This window comes from Bacillus cereus (genome assembly GCF_002577405.1).
GTDB lineage: Bacteria > Bacillota > Bacilli > Bacillales > Bacillaceae_G > Bacillus_A > Bacillus_A cereus_AU.
In genome coordinates, this window is sequence record NZ_NULR01000005.1 from 115,650 (window position 1) to 133,295 (window position 17,646).

The following is a 17,646-nucleotide window of genomic DNA, read 5'->3' on the forward strand; positions in this document are numbered from 1 at the left end:
TTCCCCCTAATAAAAATTTTTTTGAAAAAGAGTAGTTTCATATTAGCACTATGTTTCCACTATTAATATACTAAAAATTCAATTAATTATTTTCTCAAGTTTTGTAGAATTTTGATGAACAAATATTGAAAAAAACCCCTTTCCGGTTGGAAAGGGGTTCTCGTTATTTTCTTAACCATAAATATCTGGATTAGAATAATTTATAACTTTTTCTTTCGAAAAATTAAAACCATAGATATCTGGATTAGAGTAGTTTATGCTTCCTTCTTTTAAAGATTTCATTCCATATATATCTGGATTAGAGTAATTTACTGATTTTTCTTTAAGAGACTTCACTCCATATATATCTGGATTAGAATAGTTAACCCCTAAAGACAAAATTGCAACTATACTCATTCCCACCACACCATACATACGCTTTTTCAATTCAACTCCTCCTTTTCTTCTAAAACTTTAATAGCTTCTTTATAATATTTATTACTTTCTTCATACTTAAATTCATTCTCCAAATACATAGCTAGTTCTAAATAAGCATTTTTCAATTCTTTCATACTACCTACACTCTTAAAGAACGGAATAGCTTCATTCTCTAAGAACCTCTTAAATTCTTGAGGTTCTCCAAAATATTTATACTTAAATATAAAAAACGAATAAATCATTTTATTATATTTCTCATCACTACGTGAGCAATCAATTCCTTTTTCTATCCATTCCTGTGCCTCTTCATAACGTTTAAGATGAATGCATTGTTTAGCAAGTCCATAAATCGTTTCAATATAATTCATATTGACTATCTTCTGTAATTCAAAACTTTGAAGAAAATAGTTCTTTGATTTATCATGCTCATTTTTATAATGATATAATTCTCCCATATTATTTAAAGTCATAGCTTTAATCATATCTTTTTCCGCAAAAGAATCTACTTCTCGTAATATACTTTCATAAATCTTTAGAGCTTCTTCATATTGCGCTTTTTCTACATAACTTAAAGCAATAATTGTTTGGCAATTGATTACATAACGGAATTTATATTCATTACGGAATCCTTCCATAGCAATATGGGCAAAATGCATAGCTAAATGTGGTATATTTAGATGACTATACGCTAGACTCAAGTTATAATATATCCCCGTTTCATAATACCCTTGCTCCTTAGCCATTTCTTCTGTCTCAATTAAATACTCCAAACTTTCTTTATGCTTATATTGCAAACTAAGTAATAGAGCTTTACTATACGTATACAACATCTTCTGAAAAGGTGAGTATTTCTTGTACACTTTCTTCAATCTATCCAATTCTTCTTCAACAGCAGAAAAATCCCTTTTCATAATTAAATATCGTGTATAAAGTAACTTATAATAATTTATAATTTCAAAATCTAAAACATGCTTCATTTCACCTTGTAAGTCTTCATATATACGTTCTACCTGTTGCTTGTCCAAATGAACTAGTGCATTCAACCATTCATCCAGCTTCACCTTCACATCTTCTTCCACATCTCTCAAATCCGTCACAGCAATTTCTAACCTTGCGCAGAGCAATTGTAGAATTTCTTCTGATGCTTCGATCTTTCCATTTTCTATTTTACTTAAATATGAGACAGAACAAATGCCCTGACATAATTCTTCTTGTGTCATTTTTTGCTGTAGCCGTTTGTAAAAGACTTGTTTGCCTATTTTTTCTAATGTTTGTTGCATTGTCCTCCTCCATTCTCATTACCCCCATTACTCTAATAATACATAAAATCTAGCGAAATATAAATTGATAAATGCTAATTTTCTAAAAAATATGCATTATTTCATTTTTTTCTCTCTTGACTTCATTTCATATTCCTTCTTTGCTACGAACGAGGAAAAATTGGTATACTATAACCAAATTATGGAGGTGTTTTCGCGATGAATTATTATAAAGACGATAGTTATGCCTTACATACAGATTTATATCAAATCAATATGGCTTATACATATTGGAAAGACGGTATTCATAATCGCCGTTCTGTGTTTGATTTATATTTTCGAAAGCTTCCATTTGAAAACGGCTATGCTGTTTTTGCTGGCCTTGAGAAAATTGTAGAGTACATAGAAAATTTCAGTTTTACCGAAAGCGATATCGCTTATTTAGCAGAATTACAATTTGAAGAAGAATTTCTTCATTATTTAAAAAATATGAAATTCACCGGAACGGTTCGTAGTATGCAAGAAGGTGAAGTTGTTTTTAATAACGAGCCTTTATTACGTGTTGATGCACCGCTCGGTGAAGCACAAATTATTGAAACTGCACTCTTAAATATTGTGAATTACCAAACATTAATTGCCACAAAAGCTGCACGTATGAAGCACGCTGCAAATAACGACGAACTTTTAGAATTCGGTACAAGACGTGCTCATGAGTTTGATGCTGCCCTTTGGGGAACACGAGCTGCCTTTATTGGTGGATTTTCATCTACAAGTAACGTTCGTGCAGGAAAACTTTTTGGCATCCCTGTAGCCGGTACTCATGCCCACTCTTTCGTTCAAGCATATCGTGATGAATATGTTGCGTTTAAAAAATATGCTGAGACACATAAAAAGTGTGTTTTTCTTGTCGATACATACGACACTTTAAAATCAGGTGTTCCAAATGCAATTCGTGTTGCAAAAGAATTTGGGGATCGCATTGATTTCTATGGCATCCGTCTTGATAGCGGAGATATGGCATATTTATCAAAAAAAGCACGAAAATTACTTGATGATGCTGGATTTACAAATACAAAAATTATCGCTTCTAGCGATTTAGATGAATACACAATTATGCATTTAAAATCTCAGGGAGCTAAAATTGATGTATGGGGTGTTGGAACGAAATTGATTACGTCATTTGAGCAACCAGCATTAGGGGCTGTCTATAAACTAGTTGCGATTGAAGATACTGACGGAAAATTAAATGATACGATTAAAATCTCATCTAACCCAGAAAAGATTACTACTCCAGGACTTAAACGAATTTATCGTATTATCAATCGAGTTAACAATCATGCAGAAGGCGATTATATTGCACTAGATGCTGAAGAACCAGGAACAGAAGAACGCTTAAAAATGTTTCATCCTGTTCACACATATATAAGTAAATTCGTAACAAACTTTGAAGCATGCGAACTGCATAAAGACATTTTCGTTAACGGCAAACGAACATACGAATTACCAAGCATACTAGATATTCAAAAATATAACGAACAGAGTCTCGCGCTTTTTTGGGAGGAATATATGCGAACTTTAAATCCCGAAGAGTATCCTGTCGATTTAAGCCAAGAATGTTGGGATCATAAAATGAATTACATTCAAACTGTTCGAGAACAAGTTGAAAAAAACATACAAAAATAAACAGAGAAGTTGCTCCTTCTCTGTTTTTTCAATACTATATATATTTTCTTGGAAAATATACGAAGATAAGAAGGCAAATATATTTTATTTGTAAATTTCAATATTATATTATTTTATTGAGTCAATTTCAACAACATAACCAATAAAAAATAGGACGCAATCGCGTCCTATTTTTTATAAATCTTTCACTCGTAATACACGCATTGCATTTAATACTGCGATTAATGTCACACCCACATCTGAGAATACCGCTTCCCACATTGTTGCAATACCGAACGCACCAAGTAATAACACTAACCCTTTAACACCTAATGCAAATATTATATTTTGCCATACAATGCTTCTTGTACGTTTTGCAATTTTTACAGCTGTCGCAATTTTCGAAGGCTCATCAGTCATAATAACGATATCCGCAGCTTCAATTGCTGCATCTGATCCTAAGCCACCCATCGCAATACCAACGTCCGCTCGTGCTAATACTGGCGTATCATTAATACCATCACCGACAAATGCAACCTTTTCTTTACCGTGTTTTGCCGCATCGATTTTTTCAATCTCTTCTACTTTTTGTTGTGGTAATAACTCTGCATGAACTTCGTCTAAGCCTAATTCTTTACCAACAGCTTCACCAACTGGTTTTGCATCACCAGTTAACATCACAGTTTTCTTAATACCTAGTTCTTTTAACTTTTGAATTGCTTGTTTTGAATCCTCTTTTACCTCATCAGAGATAACAATATAACCTGCATATTTACCCTCTACAGCAACATGAACTAATGTACCTACTGTTTCTGGTTGTTTAAATGTAATGTTTTCTTTTCTCATTAATTTAGCATTACCTGCAAAAATCTCTTTTCCTTGTACTTTTACAACCGTACCATGACCAGAGATTTCACTATAGTCTTCAATAGCATTTTCATCGATTGATTTTCCATATGCATTTCGAATAGATTGTGCAATCGGATGATTTGAATATACTTCTGCAAATGCTGCATATTCTAATAGCTCTTCAGCTGTAGTGCCTTCACTAGGCTCCATCTTCGTAACTTTAAAGACACCTTTTGTTAATGTTCCTGTTTTATCAAAAACGATATATTTCACATCATTCAATGCTTCTAAATAGTTACTTCCTTTTACTAAAATCCCACTTTTAGATGCTCCGCCAATTCCTCCAAAGAAACCAAGTGGAATGGATACAACTAGCGCACATGGACAAGAGATAACTAAGAATACTAACGCTCTATAAATCCAATCTGAGAATGTAGCACCTTCTAAAATAAGTGGCGGAATGAACGCCATGATCGCCGCTGTAATAACTACGACTGGAGTATAATAACGCGCAAACTTCGTAATAAAGTTTTCGGTCGGCGCTTTTTTGCTGCTTGCATTTTGTACTAAATCTAAGATTTTCGATACAGTTGATTCACCGAATTCTTTTGTAACTTCAATTGTTAATACACCATTTTGGTTTACAAAACCACTTAGTACATCATTCCCAACTTCTACTTCACGTGGTACCGATTCACCTGTGAGTGCTGAAGTATCCATCATTGATGTTCCTTCAACTACTTTTCCATCTAATGGTACTTTCTCACCCGGTTTCACGATAATATAATCACCAATTTGCACATCTTCTGGTGATACTTGTTTCGTTTCATTTCCAACTTTCACATTCGCATAATCAGGACGAATATCCATTAATGAAGTAATTGATTTTCGAGAGCGGTTTACCGCAATACTTTGGAATAGTTCCCCTACTTGATAAAATAACATTACCGCAACAGCTTCTGAATATTGTTGAATTGCAAAAGCTCCTACAGTTGCAATTGCCATTAAAAAGTTTTCATCGAACACTTGGCCGCGAGTTATGTTTCTTACCGCTCTCCAGACAATATCTCCACCTATTAATAAATACGCAAGGACGAATAACGGAATTGTTATCATTTGTGGTAATCCAGCTAAGGCGGCAATTGCTGTCAAAATTCCACCAACTACTAATCGCCCTATCATCTTTTTCACATTTCCATCACCATGATCATGACTGTGCCCATGGTCGTGTCCAGTTTTCTCTTCACGAACAACTTTTACATCTGGTTCTAACTTTTGAACAACATTTTTTATATTTTCTACAGTCGCTTCTAATTCTCTTTTATTCGCAACTTGTACTCGTAATTTCTTTGATACAAAATCAACAGTTGCTTCTGAAACAGTTGGCATTTCCTTAACTTTATTTTCAATTTTCATTGCACAATTCGCACAATCTAAACCTTCTAATATAAATACTTCTTTTGCCGATTTTGTTTTTTGTTCTTCTTGCACTTTAATATGCGGTTCTAATTTTGTAACGAGTTGCTTCGCTTCCGTAACAACTTCGTCTTCTTTATTTTTCGATGTTTCTAAAACCATTGTCTTTGTTGCGAAATTTACCGAGCAAGAATTTACTCCTTCTATATTCCCAACACCTTTTTCAATTTTCATCGCACAGTTCGCACAATCTAAACCTTCTAACATCAGTTTCTTTTTCACTAATGCTTCAGCCATCGTTCTCCCTCCTCGCGTTCCTTTTTATTCTTCCTCATTTACGTGTTCAAACGCTTGCTCGAAAATATGAATTACGTGCTGGTCAGCTAACGAATAATAAACGACTTTTCCTTCTTTACGGTTCTTTACAAGCTTTGCTTGCTTTAATACACGAAGCTGATGTGAGATTGAAGATTGCGTCATTCCTAATAAATAAGCTAAATCACAAACACACATTTCAGCTTCAAATAATGCATGTAATATTCTCGTACGTGTACGATCACCTAATACTTTAAATAGTTCTGCTACTTTACTTAAACTTTCATCAGTTGGAATTGTTTGTTTTACTTGATCAACGACTTCTTCATGAATTATCGTTTGAGAACATGTCTCTTGTGGTGTTTCTACTTTATTTCCAGCCATTATAGCTCACCTCTTCATTTGAACATATGAACAATCATTCATATGTCTTATATCTTTATTATATGAGCATCTATTCATATGTGTCAATGAAATCTAATACATTTTTTCGAATATTTCGTTCCCAGTTTAAAAAGACGTACACATATTTTTCGCATCCATTATATTCTCATACAAAAAAGGATGCACAATTTGCACAAAAAAAGCCTTGCGCGCTCCCTAGACGCACAAGGCTTACTACTTTATATCCCTTTAATTAGCTTCTTCTAAATTATCCTGCGAACTTCCATCGTCTTTTAAATGACTATGTTTTTTCGAATAAACAAAGTATACAACTACACCAAGTGCTAACCAAATACCGAAGTATATCCATGTTGTTAATGGTAAATTTACCATTAAGAATAGACAACATGCAACTGAAATAATCGGTAAGATTGGTACAAGTGGTACCATAAATCCACGTTGTAATTTCGGATGCGTTTTACGAAGAATGATAACAGTTACACCAACCATCGCAAATGTTAATAATGCTCCAATATTCGCTAAATTCGACAATTCTTTTAAATCGATAAATCCAGCAATTAAAGCACTACCAATTCCTGTTATCCAAACTGAAAATGTTGGCGCTTCTGTCTTCTGGTTAATTTTCGCAAAAGATTTTGGCAATAAACCGTCACGGCTCATAGCGAAGAATACACGTGTTGTCGCATAAATGTAAGCGAAAATTACAGCCATAATACCAATTACAGCTCCAATAGCAATTACACCCGCTACTTTATCTTGTCCTACAACCTCTAGTACATATGACATAGCTTCTGGTACATCTAATTCCTTATAAGAAACCATACCTGTCATAACAAGACAAACTACAACATAAATGATTGTACAAATCACTAACGAAGTAATAATACCAATCGGTAGATCACGTTGCGGATTTTTTACTTCTTCAGCAGAAGTTGCTAATGCATCAAATCCTAAGAAAGCAAAGAATACTGCTGCTCCTCCGGCAAAGACTCCACTTAAGCCATACGGTGCAAATGGTATCCAGTTTTCTGGTTTCACGTAGAATACACCAACTGCAATGAATAAAACAACAATACCAATTTTAATTAATACCATTATGTTATTCACACGCTTACTTTCTTTCGTACCTCGTGATAATAACCAAGTTATCACCAACGTAACGATAACTGCAGGTAAGTTCACGATACCACCTTGCGCTGGAATCGTTAACAATTCTTTTGGAATTTCAATTCCTAATCCACTCACTAAATTATTGAAATAACCTGTCCATCCACCAGCTACCGCGGCAGTTGTTACGACATATACGGATAGTAATGTCCATCCCATTAAATGGGCAACAAATTCACCAATTGTCGCATATGAATAGGTGTACACACTACCTGAAACAGGAAGTGTAGACGCAACCTCTGCATAACATAAAGCTGCAAATCCACAAACAATTGCTGCAATCATGAATGAAAAAATAACTGCCGGACCAGCATCTCTTGCTGCTACTATTCCAGTTAATACTAAAACTCCTGTACCAATTATCGCACCAATCCCTAGCATTGTTAGGTCAAATGCCCCTAGCGTTTTCGTCAAAGTTTTACTTTTACTTTCCCCTAACAATTGCGTAACGGATTTCTTTTTAAATAGGTTGGCCACGATGAATGCCCCCTTTTGCCAAGAAGAGCTAAGAGGTGTTATCTCTTAGCTCTTATCATGTTGTTTTATATATTGTTCGATTTTGTTTTGTATAATGCTACTATTAGCAAGATACTGTTGTTGCTTCTAATAATTCTACTGCACCTTTGTACTCTACACCGTGAGCTTCTGCAACTGCTTCGAATGTTACATAGCCATCTAATGTATTGATACCTTTTAATAATGCAGTATTGCCTAGGCAAGCTTCTTTGTAGCCTTTGTTAGCAATTTGTACTGCATATGGTACTGTTACGTTTGTTAATGCAAGAGTTGATGTACGTGGAACCGCACCTGGCATGTTTGCAACTGCATAGTGAACAACGCCGTGTTTTTCGTAAGTTGGGTTGTCATGAGTTGTAATACGGTCAGTTGTTTCGAAAATACCACCTTGGTCAATCGCGATATCAACAACAACAGAACCTGGTTCCATTGATTTAATCATTTCTTCTGTTACAAGTTTTGGCGCTTTTGCACCTGGGATTAATACTGCACCGATTACAAGATCAGACTCTTTAACAGCTTCTGCAATATTGTAAGGATTAGACATTAAAGTTTTTACTTGGTTTCCGAAAATGTCATCTAATTGACGAAGACGTTCTGCGCTTAAGTCGATGATTGTTACATCCGCACCTAGTCCAACTGCAATTTTAGCAGCATTTGTACCAGCTTGTCCACCACCGATAATTGTTACTTTACCGCGTTTAACCCCTGGAACACCTGCAAGTAAGATACCTTTACCGCCTTTGTTTTTCTCAAGGAATTGTGCACCAATTTGTGCAGCCATACGACCAGCTACTTCACTCATAGGTGCAAGTAATGGTAATGAACGGTTTTCTAATTGTACTGTTTCGTATGCAATAGCAACTACTTTCTTCTCAACTAAAGCTTTTGTTAATTCTGGCTCTGGAGCTAAGTGTAAGTATGTGAATAAGATTAAACCTTCACTGAAGTGTTTGTATTCGCTTTCAATTGGTTCCTTAACTTTCATAACCATTTCCATGTTCCAAGCTTCTTCAGCTGTATCAACAATTTTTGCTCCTGCTTCAACATACTGAGCATCTGTGAAACCAGATCCTAAACCTGCACCCTTTTGAATGAATACTTCGTGATTGTTACGAATTAAATGTACAACACCTGCTGGTGTCATTGCCACACGGTTTTCGTTGTTTTTAATTTCTGCTGGTACTCCAATACGCATAATGAAATGCCCCCTTATAATTAACAGAAAAAAGAAAGTCTTTTTTCTTTTTGTAATAATTAATAACTTATGTCCTTATTCTAGCATAACTTCAAAGTTATGAAAACGCTAACATACTATTTTTTTAAAGTTTATATATTTAGAATAGTGTAAATATATAAAACATTGATTCTATTAGGGCGTTCGTATCATTCCATTATCTATTATTCTATTTTCATTATACTTCTTCAAAATAAACAGCAATCATTTATTATTTGACAATAATGTAGCGATGTAAGAAACCCCAATGACAACGTATACATATACAGTTATCACTTCACTCAATACTTTAGAGATATATTCTTTTCACAAAAAAACAGCTGCTAGCATTTAGCTAGCAGCTGGGTAACTTATAAATAACTTTGAAAATAAATCATCTGTCGTTTCAGTAATTTTATCAAACAAATCACTTTCTTCCGCTTCTTGCTCTTTTAACATCTTAATTGTTTCACGTGCATCTTCAGGGTAATCGGTAATGATACCATCTACGTTTAACTTATAATATGCCTTTAAACTTTCCATATCATTTACTGTCCATACGTAAATCGGCTTATTTAATTTCCTTGCTTCTTTTACTAATTTTTTATTTAACATGTATTCTTCTGCTACATAAAAATCAGCCTTCACATTCTTTAAGTTAGCTCTACTTGCATACAGTATATATCCTACTTTTATATCTGGATTTGCACGCTTAAACTCTTTTATGAGGGGATAATGTAATGTTTGAATAACGCATTGTTTCTCAAAGTCATTATCTTTAATTGTTTTTAATACTTTATTTACGAAATCCTTCTCATTACCGTGAAGCTTCACTTCTATATTGAGTTTTATTTTATTTTTTGAAAGCTTAATAATCTCATCTAATGTACTAACTTCCCCTGTGAACCCATCTTGACTAAGAGTAAGCTGCCTTAACTCATCCATCGTTAAATCTGACACATGCACATTGGCATTGGCAAGACGTTTTAACTTCAAATCATGTATAACCGCTAGTTCACCATCTTTTGTTTGTAATACATCTATTTCAGCGTAGTCTGCCTTTGCATCAATAGCACCTTGCACAGCTTCTTTCGTATTTTCTACCCCTTTTGATATATACCCGCGGTGTGCCATAATAATCGGTTCTTTATACGAGTTTGAAATAAACGTTACAATGAAGGCAACGACCATTCCAGCAGTAATAATCCCTACAATATATACACCAATAAATTTCCATCGATGTTTTTGGAAGAAACATTTATCTGCTTTCGATTTTGAATAATCTAACCCTTCTTCTAGTAAAACATCTTCGACGGGAACCTTTTGTAAATACAATCGTGTAATCGCCATAATATAAAACGGTGTCACGATAAAACTAAATAAATACAATGTACTCGTTAAAAATACAGAGATTGTTGATTCAGCTAATAACGCAAATGTTCCCTGCGGATTCGTAAACTCATACACGCCCCATAGACACAATAAATACATTCCAAAAAACACACTATACACGATCCCTATTGAAATAAAAAATCCTACTAAAAAGAACAATACTTTAAAAAAGCTTTCTTTTACTAAAACTGCACTTTTACGTGCTGCCATACGAAATGGCTTTTGCTCTAGAACGACAATAGGTAATACAAAAATCCAACGAAGGTTCAAATACGCAACTACAGCAAAGAACGTGTAATAACCCACTTGCCCCATCGTTGTCTTAAATAGTTCTCCTGTAATAAAGTTAGGAATTTGAATTTGCGGGATTAATGCTGTTTCATACCCCATATTTAAAAGAGGTAACAATACGACAGCATATAAAATAAATCCTGGTAAGCAATATGTGAAAAGAGTAGGTAAATACGTTACCGTTTTATATAAAATCGGACGTAGTTTCACCTTTTGTCTTTTATGAGCAAAATACGAAATAATAATAAGTACCGCAAATTCCGTAAAAATAAGAAACAGTGCTAACAATGACAAAATTACGATTGCCAAGATGCCGTATGGTGTCTTTAAAAACGCTAATAATTCATCGTTCGTTGCATTTGCATAACCAGCAAAATACAATAACTTATTAAAAATGATCCCAAATAGCGGGACAAATACAATCGCTGCTAATAATTTATAAGCAAGTTGAAAGGTTAATACATTCCAAAAAGCAAATCTAACTGTTTGAAAGGAATGTCCCATTACTCCTGGTATAGATAGTTTTTTACGGTGTTGCATATATTCCTCCAAATTCTAAAACGGTATTTGAGATGGATTCCACATTTCCAGTTCCAATCCATCTTTTAATAATAATATATTCCGCTTAACGTGAACACTCTTATACATACAACGAAAAAAGTGATGGCTACTTCCCATCACTTTTTTCATTTTCTCTATTTTTTCTCTATTTTTTCTCTAGCCCTTGCCCGAATGCTTTTAAAAAGCTAAAACCAAATGTAATTGCTCTATTGATATCGGGATCTTTTAATACCTTAAAGAAATCCATTACCTTTGTTTTTTTTCCATTATTTAATTCATCCGTTGCAAATTGTAATCCAGTGACTAAACTAGATGCTATTTGTTTCGTTATTTCTGGGTCCACTGAAGACAACGCTTCTCCTGCTCCCATCATATTATTTAATGCATTTTTCACTGGTTCACGATTTAATTGCTCTACAGCGATTTTCGAAACATCTTCTTTCGCAGCAAGTAAACTAATCGCTGCATCTAAAATACCGGCTTTTTGTAATTGCGCTAGTAACTGCATCGTTTCCTCGACTGCTTCACGATTATTCGCTAATTCAGCGAATAGTTCTTCTGCTAATTGCTGTTTCTGTTCTTCTTCTGTTACAACTTTCTTTTTAATTAAAGTAATTTCTTTCGCCACTATCTCCGCCCCCTAGTCCACAAGTGATACGTATTGTTTTCTTTGCCACTTTTGCTCAATTTCAACACCGTTTTGCGGATTACGCTTTTTATCTCTCGGGTTTGAAGATGGTAACGGACGATTCCCTTTTTCACGTAGTACACGCATCTTTACCATCGTTTGTTTGTACGCTGGTGTACACGTATAAAGATCTGTCGCCGTTCCAGTTAAAATATTGATTGCCTCTTCATTTACCGTTGCATGCATCGGTAAATATAGCTCTTTCCCCGTTACACGATCTGTAACAAGTGCCTGTACTTTAATTTTCCCAAATGGTGATGCTAATTCTACAAGACCACCATCTTTCACATTGCGCTCTAGGGCAAGTTCCGGCGAGATTTCAACGAACACTTCAGATACTTTAGATAAAATACCAGCCGATTTATTCGTCATATTCCCTTCATGGAAATGTTCTAACATACGTCCATTATTTAAGAGTAAATCATACTCATCTGGCGCTACAACCGGTGGTACCCATTCATCTAATGACAGACGAGCAAGTTTATCTGGGAAGTTAAATCCATCTACATATAATAGCGGTGTATCGCTACCATCATGGCTCCCCCAACATAAACTATTCCAGCCTTCTAGGCGGTCGTACGTTGCTTGAGAGTATAATGGTGCAAGTGATGCAATTTCATCCATAATTTCACTTGGACTTTCATAATTCCAATCCCCGCCAAGTGCACGAGCTACTTTTTGTAAAATCCACCAATCTGGCTTAGAATCACCGAGTGGCTTCAATACTTCATACAACCTTTGAATACGGCGCTCTGTATTCGTAAATGTTCCTTCTTTTTCTAAACTTGGTGCTGCCGGTAAAATAACATCAGCAAAACGAGCTGTTTTTGATAAGAACATATCTTGCACAACAAGGAAATCTAGATTCGATAAAATATGTTGTACATGATTCGCATTCGAATCTACTAAAGCCATTTCTTCTCCCATAACATACATACCACGCAGTTTTCCTTCTTCCGCTGCAAGTAACATTGCAATATTATTTAATCCTGGTGCTTTCGGAATTGTAGTACCGTATGCTTTTTCAAATTTTGCACGAAGCGTATCATCTGAAATTGCTTGGTAACCTGGAAGCCAGTTTGGTAATGTTGCCATATCACAAGCACCTTGTACGTTATTATGTCCGCGTAATGGATATGCACCTGCACCAGGACGACGGTAGTTACCCGTAACGAGAAGTAAATTTGAAATCGCTGCTGACGTTGTACTCCCTCCTGTATTTTGAGTTACACCCATTCCCCAAAGTACACAAGTACCATCCGCTTCATATACCATACGAGCCATTTCTTTTAACTGAGCTTTAGAAATACCCGTAATTTCCTCTGTATAATCAAGCGTATATTTTTCTAGCATTTTGCTATATTCATCAAAGTTCTTCACATTTTCGGCTAAGAACTTTTTATCATGCCAATCTTGATCAATAATATATTTCGTAATACCAGCAAGCCATACGTAATCCGTTCCTTGACGCGGATGAATAAATAAATCCGCACGCTCTGCCATTTCGTGTTTACGAAGGTCTGCTACAATTAATTTTTGTTCGTGCAATTTATGAGCACGCTTTACTCTTGTTGCAAGTACAGGATGTCCTTCTGTTGGATTTGCACCAACAATAATAACAAGACCTGCTTCAGCGATATCTTTCACTGTTCCAGCATCCCCGCCCATACCGACAGTTTTAAATAAACCGTCTGTCGCTGGGGACTGACAATAACGCGAACAATTATCTACATTATTTGTTCCATATATTTGTCGAGCTAGTTTTTGCATAAGATAATTCTCTTCATTCGTTACTTTTGAAGAAGAAATAAACCCAAATGCATCGCTGCCATATTCTGATTTAATATGTTGCATATTAGAGGCAACAACTTCAAGAGCCTCTTCCCAAGAAGCTTCAAAAAACATATCTCCTTGGCGAATTAATGGCTTCGTAATTCGATCTTCACTGTTTACAAAGTCCCATCCAAATTTGCCTTTTACACATGTGGAAATACCGTTAACCGGTGCATCCGAAACAGGTTGTACTTTTAAAATGTGACGGTCTTTCGTCCATACTTCGAATGAACAACCGACACCACAAAATGTACAAACCGTTTTTGTTTTATTAACCTTCGTCTTACGCATAGCAGATTCTACTTCTGAAACTGCTAAAATACTGCTATATCCAGGCTCTACATCTTTTACAAAATCAATCATCGGATCTAACACATCTGGTTTCAATCCAGTCATGAACCCAGCTTCACCTAGCATTGTTTTTTCCATTAACGCATTACACGGACATACTGTTACACACTGTCCACAACTCACACAAGATGAGTCGTTTATACTTACACCACTGTCCCAAATAACACGTGGGCGGTCTAAGCTCCAATCTATCGATATAGTTTCATTGACCTGTAAGTTTTGACATACTTCTACACACTGTCCACAAGCAATACATTGATTTGGATCATACCGATAAAACGGATGTGACATATCCACTTCACACGCACTTACTTTCGGTTCATATGGATATTTCTGTTCTTCAATTCCCATCATATGTACTGTATTATGAACTTTACAATTACCGTTATTGTTATCACATACGGTACAATACAATAAATGGTTCTCTAATATTCGATCCATCGCCTCAGTCTGTGCCTCTTTTGCACGCTGGGACTGCCTTTCAATATGCATACCATTCTCTAGCTTCGTTGAACAAGCACGCATTAACTTCCCATCTACTTCTACAATACATGTATCACAAGTTTGAATTGGATCTACTTCTGGTACATGGCAAATTTGAGGATGTTCCAAGTTACTCTCGTTAAATAATTGTAGTATCGTCTTTTCACCTGATGCGGAAAATTCTTTACCGTCAATGGTTACACGGACTATCTGTTCTGCCATAGTTTCCCCTCTCCTTACAACCAACTGTACAACGCGATTATGAATCCGTTTTCAAAAACGCATTACTATACATATTTTTGAAACGCTCTGTTGAAATACTGTCTTATGAAGTCGATTCTAGATGTTATAAGGTATAGCTACGAAAGCTTAAAAATGTGACTATTCTACCTCTCTATTATATCGTACAGATACAATAATAACCAAAACAATCTACTATCTTGTTCATGATTTAGACATTACAGTCGTCGGATTTATTAGAAGTGAATCTTGTAATATTTACACACATCCATAGCGAATTGATGGTTATCGATCGAATAACTAAAATAACTCCTCAATCGAGGAGTTATTTTAGTTATAAAAATGTAATATATTAAAAACTTGAATAGTTAATGAAGTTAATATATAATTTCATTACATAATTAAAACAAAACATTGTAGCATATATCTTTTCATTCTTTTACAAATTAAAAGAGACCGCTAACAAAACACATACTCAATCTTATAAAAATAATGGATTTATTTGAAATCCACCAGGGAGGTTACAACTATGGAAATTCGCTTATTAACAACAGAGGACGCAGAAATATATTTAAAAGTTTGTATGGAAGGTTTAATAAAGAACCCTGAAGCTTTTAGCTCTTCTTATGAAGATGTTCTTAAACATGAAGATCCTGTATCTGCCATGGCAAAACGATTAAGTAATCCGGATAAGTATACTCTAGGTGTTTTCAAGGATAACGATTTAATCGGTATTGCTACTTTGGAAACAAAACCATTCATTAAACAAGAACATAAAGCAAAAATCGGCTCCGTTTTTGTTTCTCCAAAAGCGCGTGGTCTTGGTGCAGGACGAGCTCTAATTAAAGCAATTATTGAAAATGCCGATAAATTAAATGTAGAACAACTTATGCTCGATGTTGTCGTTGGTAACGCTGCCGCAAAAAAATTATATGAGTCATTAGGTTTCCAAACGTACGGCGTACAAGAACGTTCTTTAAAACACAATGGTCAATATTGGGACGAAGAACATATGGCTTTATTCTTAAATGATTAATATCTCACTATAAATTTTCCAAAAGCATCTTCTTATTAAAAAAGATGCTTTTTTCATTACAACAATGTAATCTTCATGTCACCTTTATCGATCGTACCAATCCTTGCCATTCATTATACTAAAAATATAAAGTGAAACTTTAATTAGTAAGGCACTGATCATTAAATGACCGTATAGCATTCAATTGATATGTAGAGGAGAATGTGACATGAAACAAAACAAACGAGCTATATGTTTAATATTTACTACAGCGATTGTAACTTCTGGTTTAGCAATTTTACCTTGGTTTATTATATAGAACTATTCCCTTGAAACTATACTTAGTGAGGAAATGTCCGTCCCTACTAAGTATTTACCTACATAAAATAAAAAAAGCTGATTGCTTGTTAATAAGCAATCAGCTTTTATATATTATAAAATCCCTAAAAATTTATTTACGCAACTTATAATAATAACCATAGATACGGCAACACACATTACAACCGTATTACGATCTTGCTTTTCTTTTTTTGAAATTTCTTCTTTTTGATTCATGTGTATAATCCCCTTTTAAAAAAAGTGTGAGATAGGAAATTTTTCTTATCCGATGCGAGGTGAATACGAAAACCCTCTCTATCTCACATACACAATAGAATGGAATTGTCATTTTATAAATAAAATGACATGACGTTATGTCGCAACATAGGGTATTTTGTGTCGCTACGTTTTCTATTATAAAAAATAGTTGTGCAAAACTAGTGCATTTTTTATGTCAATTGCTTTGAGGCAAAAAATCAGCCTTCCATTCAATCACATAAAAAGAGTTTTTTATTATTTTCATGTAAACTATACAAGTAGAATGAATAGTTTGGGGTGCACAAGATTATGGTGAAAATTTTATTAGTAGACGATGAAGAACGTATGTTACGATTATTAGATCTGTTCTTAAGTCCTCGCGGTTATTTTTGTATGAAAGCTACTTCTGGCCTTGAAGCACTAAAATTAATCGAACAAAAAGACTTCGATATTATTTTGTTAGACGTTATGATGCCAACTATGGATGGCTGGGAGGCTTGCTATCAAATCCGGCAAATTTCCAACGTTCCAATCATTATGCTAACAGCTCGTAATCAAAATTACGATATGGTTAAAGGACTTACGATGGGAGCAGATGACTATATTACAAAACCATTTGATGAACATGTATTAGTCGCACGAATTGAGGCTATATTACGTCGTACAAAGAACGATGGATTTGTTAGCTTCGATGGTATTGAGTGGGATAAAACGAAACATACTGTCACAGTTTATGACGAAAAGATCTCGCTAACTCCTATCGAATTCTCATTACTTGGACTATTTTTACAAAATACAAACCGTGCTTACAGCCGAGATGATTTAATCGGAAAAATTTGGGGCTATGAAACAGACATCGAATATAGAACGATCGATTCACATATTCGTAATATCCGTGATAAATTACGCAAAAAAGGATTTCCAGTTGAAAATTACTTAGAAACTGTCTATAAGGTCGGATATAAATGGAAAGGTGAATAATTACTTCGGTCAG

13 protein-coding genes are annotated in these 17,646 nt (G+C 34.8%); 3 read left to right on the plus strand and 10 right to left on the minus strand.

The genetic code is table 11. The features are described from left to right. Window positions 1-171: 171 nt before the first annotated feature. On the minus strand, window positions 172-426 hold the full coding sequence (locus COC96_RS07895) for a Phr family secreted Rap phosphatase inhibitor (protein ID WP_098269260.1): 255 nt from the start codon (window positions 424-426) through the stop codon (window positions 172-174). Beyond that, window positions 423-1,697, minus strand: coding sequence for a tetratricopeptide repeat protein (locus COC96_RS07900; RefSeq protein ID WP_098269261.1), 1,275 nt, complete (start codon window positions 1,695-1,697; stop codon window positions 423-425). The genes COC96_RS07895 and COC96_RS07900 overlap by 4 nt, the downstream gene beginning before the upstream one ends. A 198-nt stretch (window positions 1,698-1,895) precedes the next feature. Here COC96_RS07900 and COC96_RS07905 point away from each other — a divergent pair, with 198 nt between their 5' ends. Continuing rightward, a complete protein-coding gene (locus COC96_RS07905; protein ID WP_098269262.1) occupies window positions 1,896-3,359 on the plus strand; it encodes a nicotinate phosphoribosyltransferase in 1,464 nt (487 codons plus the stop codon). A 174-nt stretch (window positions 3,360-3,533) separates the two neighbouring features. Here the strand turns inward: COC96_RS07905 and COC96_RS07910 are convergent, their stop codons facing one another. The 7 genes from COC96_RS07910 to fdhF all read right to left on the minus strand — a co-directional run bounded on the left by COC96_RS07910 (window position 3,534) and on the right by fdhF (window position 15,043). Continuing rightward, complete coding sequence (locus COC96_RS07910; protein WP_098269263.1) at window positions 3,534-5,900, minus strand: heavy metal translocating P-type ATPase; 2,367 nt, start codon at window positions 5,898-5,900, stop codon at window positions 3,534-3,536. A 24-nt stretch (window positions 5,901-5,924) separates the two neighbouring features. Beyond that, window positions 5,925-6,302 carry an ArsR/SmtB family transcription factor gene (locus COC96_RS07915; protein ID WP_000918377.1) on the minus strand — a complete coding sequence of 126 codons (378 nt, stop codon included), beginning with the start codon at window positions 6,300-6,302 and terminating at the stop codon, window positions 5,925-5,927. Between the two features lie 249 nt (window positions 6,303-6,551). After that, the gene (locus tag COC96_RS07920) at window positions 6,552-7,967 is read right to left on the minus strand and encodes an amino acid permease (protein WP_098269264.1); all 1,416 of its coding nucleotides are present in this window, start codon (window positions 7,965-7,967) and stop codon (window positions 6,552-6,554) included. Window positions 7,968-8,070: 103 nt separating this feature from the next. After that, on the minus strand, window positions 8,071-9,204 hold the full coding sequence (gene ald / locus COC96_RS07925; protein ID WP_098269265.1) for an alanine dehydrogenase: 1,134 nt from the start codon (window positions 9,202-9,204) through the stop codon (window positions 8,071-8,073). 369 nt (window positions 9,205-9,573) lie between these two features. Next, window positions 9,574-11,445, minus strand: coding sequence for a glycerophosphoryl diester phosphodiesterase membrane domain-containing protein (locus COC96_RS07930; RefSeq protein ID WP_098768629.1), 1,872 nt, complete (start codon window positions 11,443-11,445; stop codon window positions 9,574-9,576). Between the two features lie 166 nt (window positions 11,446-11,611). Continuing rightward, entirely contained in the window at window positions 11,612-12,094 is a 483-nt protein-coding gene (locus COC96_RS07935; RefSeq protein WP_098768630.1) for a DUF1641 domain-containing protein, read from the minus strand. Between the two features lie 12 nt (window positions 12,095-12,106). Beyond that, complete coding sequence (gene fdhF, locus COC96_RS07940) at window positions 12,107-15,043, minus strand: formate dehydrogenase subunit alpha (protein WP_098768631.1); 2,937 nt, start codon at window positions 15,041-15,043, stop codon at window positions 12,107-12,109. Window positions 15,044-15,590: 547 nt separating this feature from the next. Between fdhF and COC96_RS07945 the strand changes: the two genes are divergently transcribed. After that, window positions 15,591-16,097, plus strand: a complete 507-nt coding sequence (locus COC96_RS07945) for a GNAT family N-acetyltransferase (RefSeq protein WP_097903169.1) — start codon at window positions 15,591-15,593, stop codon at window positions 16,095-16,097. A 411-nt stretch (window positions 16,098-16,508) separates the two neighbouring features. On the opposite strand, the gene COC96_RS27960 is transcribed toward COC96_RS07945, so the two are convergent. Further along, entirely contained in the window at window positions 16,509-16,631 is a 123-nt protein-coding gene (locus COC96_RS27960; protein WP_097903170.1) for a hypothetical protein, read from the minus strand. A gap of 330 nt (window positions 16,632-16,961) precedes the next feature. On the opposite strand from COC96_RS27960, the gene COC96_RS07955 reads away from it, so the two are divergent. After that, window positions 16,962-17,633, plus strand: coding sequence for a response regulator transcription factor (locus tag COC96_RS07955; RefSeq protein WP_098269269.1), 672 nt, complete (start codon window positions 16,962-16,964; stop codon window positions 17,631-17,633). Window positions 17,634-17,646: the final 13 nt, after the last annotated feature.

Excerpts from the sequence above, each read along its gene's own strand:
- COC96_RS07930 (WP_098768629.1), bottom strand. The coding sequence starts at position 11,445 with ATGCAACACCGTAAAAAACTATCTATACCAGGAGTAATGGGACATTCC.
- COC96_RS07915 (WP_000918377.1), bottom strand. The coding sequence starts at position 6,302 with ATGGCTGGAAATAAAGTAGAAACACCACAAGAGACATGTTCTCAAACG.
- COC96_RS07905 (WP_098269262.1), top strand. The coding sequence starts at position 1,896 with ATGAATTATTATAAAGACGATAGTTATGCCTTACATACAGATTTATAT.
- COC96_RS07900 (WP_098269261.1), bottom strand. The coding sequence starts at position 1,697 with ATGCAACAAACATTAGAAAAAATAGGCAAACAAGTCTTTTACAAACGG.
- fdhF (WP_098768631.1), bottom strand. The coding sequence starts at position 15,043 with ATGGCAGAACAGATAGTCCGTGTAACCATTGACGGTAAAGAATTTTCC.
- COC96_RS07955 (WP_098269269.1), top strand. The coding sequence starts at position 16,962 with ATGGTGAAAATTTTATTAGTAGACGATGAAGAACGTATGTTACGATTA.
- COC96_RS07910 (WP_098269263.1), bottom strand. The coding sequence starts at position 5,900 with ATGGCTGAAGCATTAGTGAAAAAGAAACTGATGTTAGAAGGTTTAGAT.
- COC96_RS27960 (WP_097903170.1), bottom strand. The coding sequence starts at position 16,631 with ATGAATCAAAAAGAAGAAATTTCAAAAAAAGAAAAGCAAGATCGTAAT.
- COC96_RS07945 (WP_097903169.1), top strand. The coding sequence starts at position 15,591 with ATGGAAATTCGCTTATTAACAACAGAGGACGCAGAAATATATTTAAAA.
- ald (WP_098269265.1), bottom strand. The coding sequence starts at position 9,204 with ATGCGTATTGGAGTACCAGCAGAAATTAAAAACAACGAAAACCGTGTG.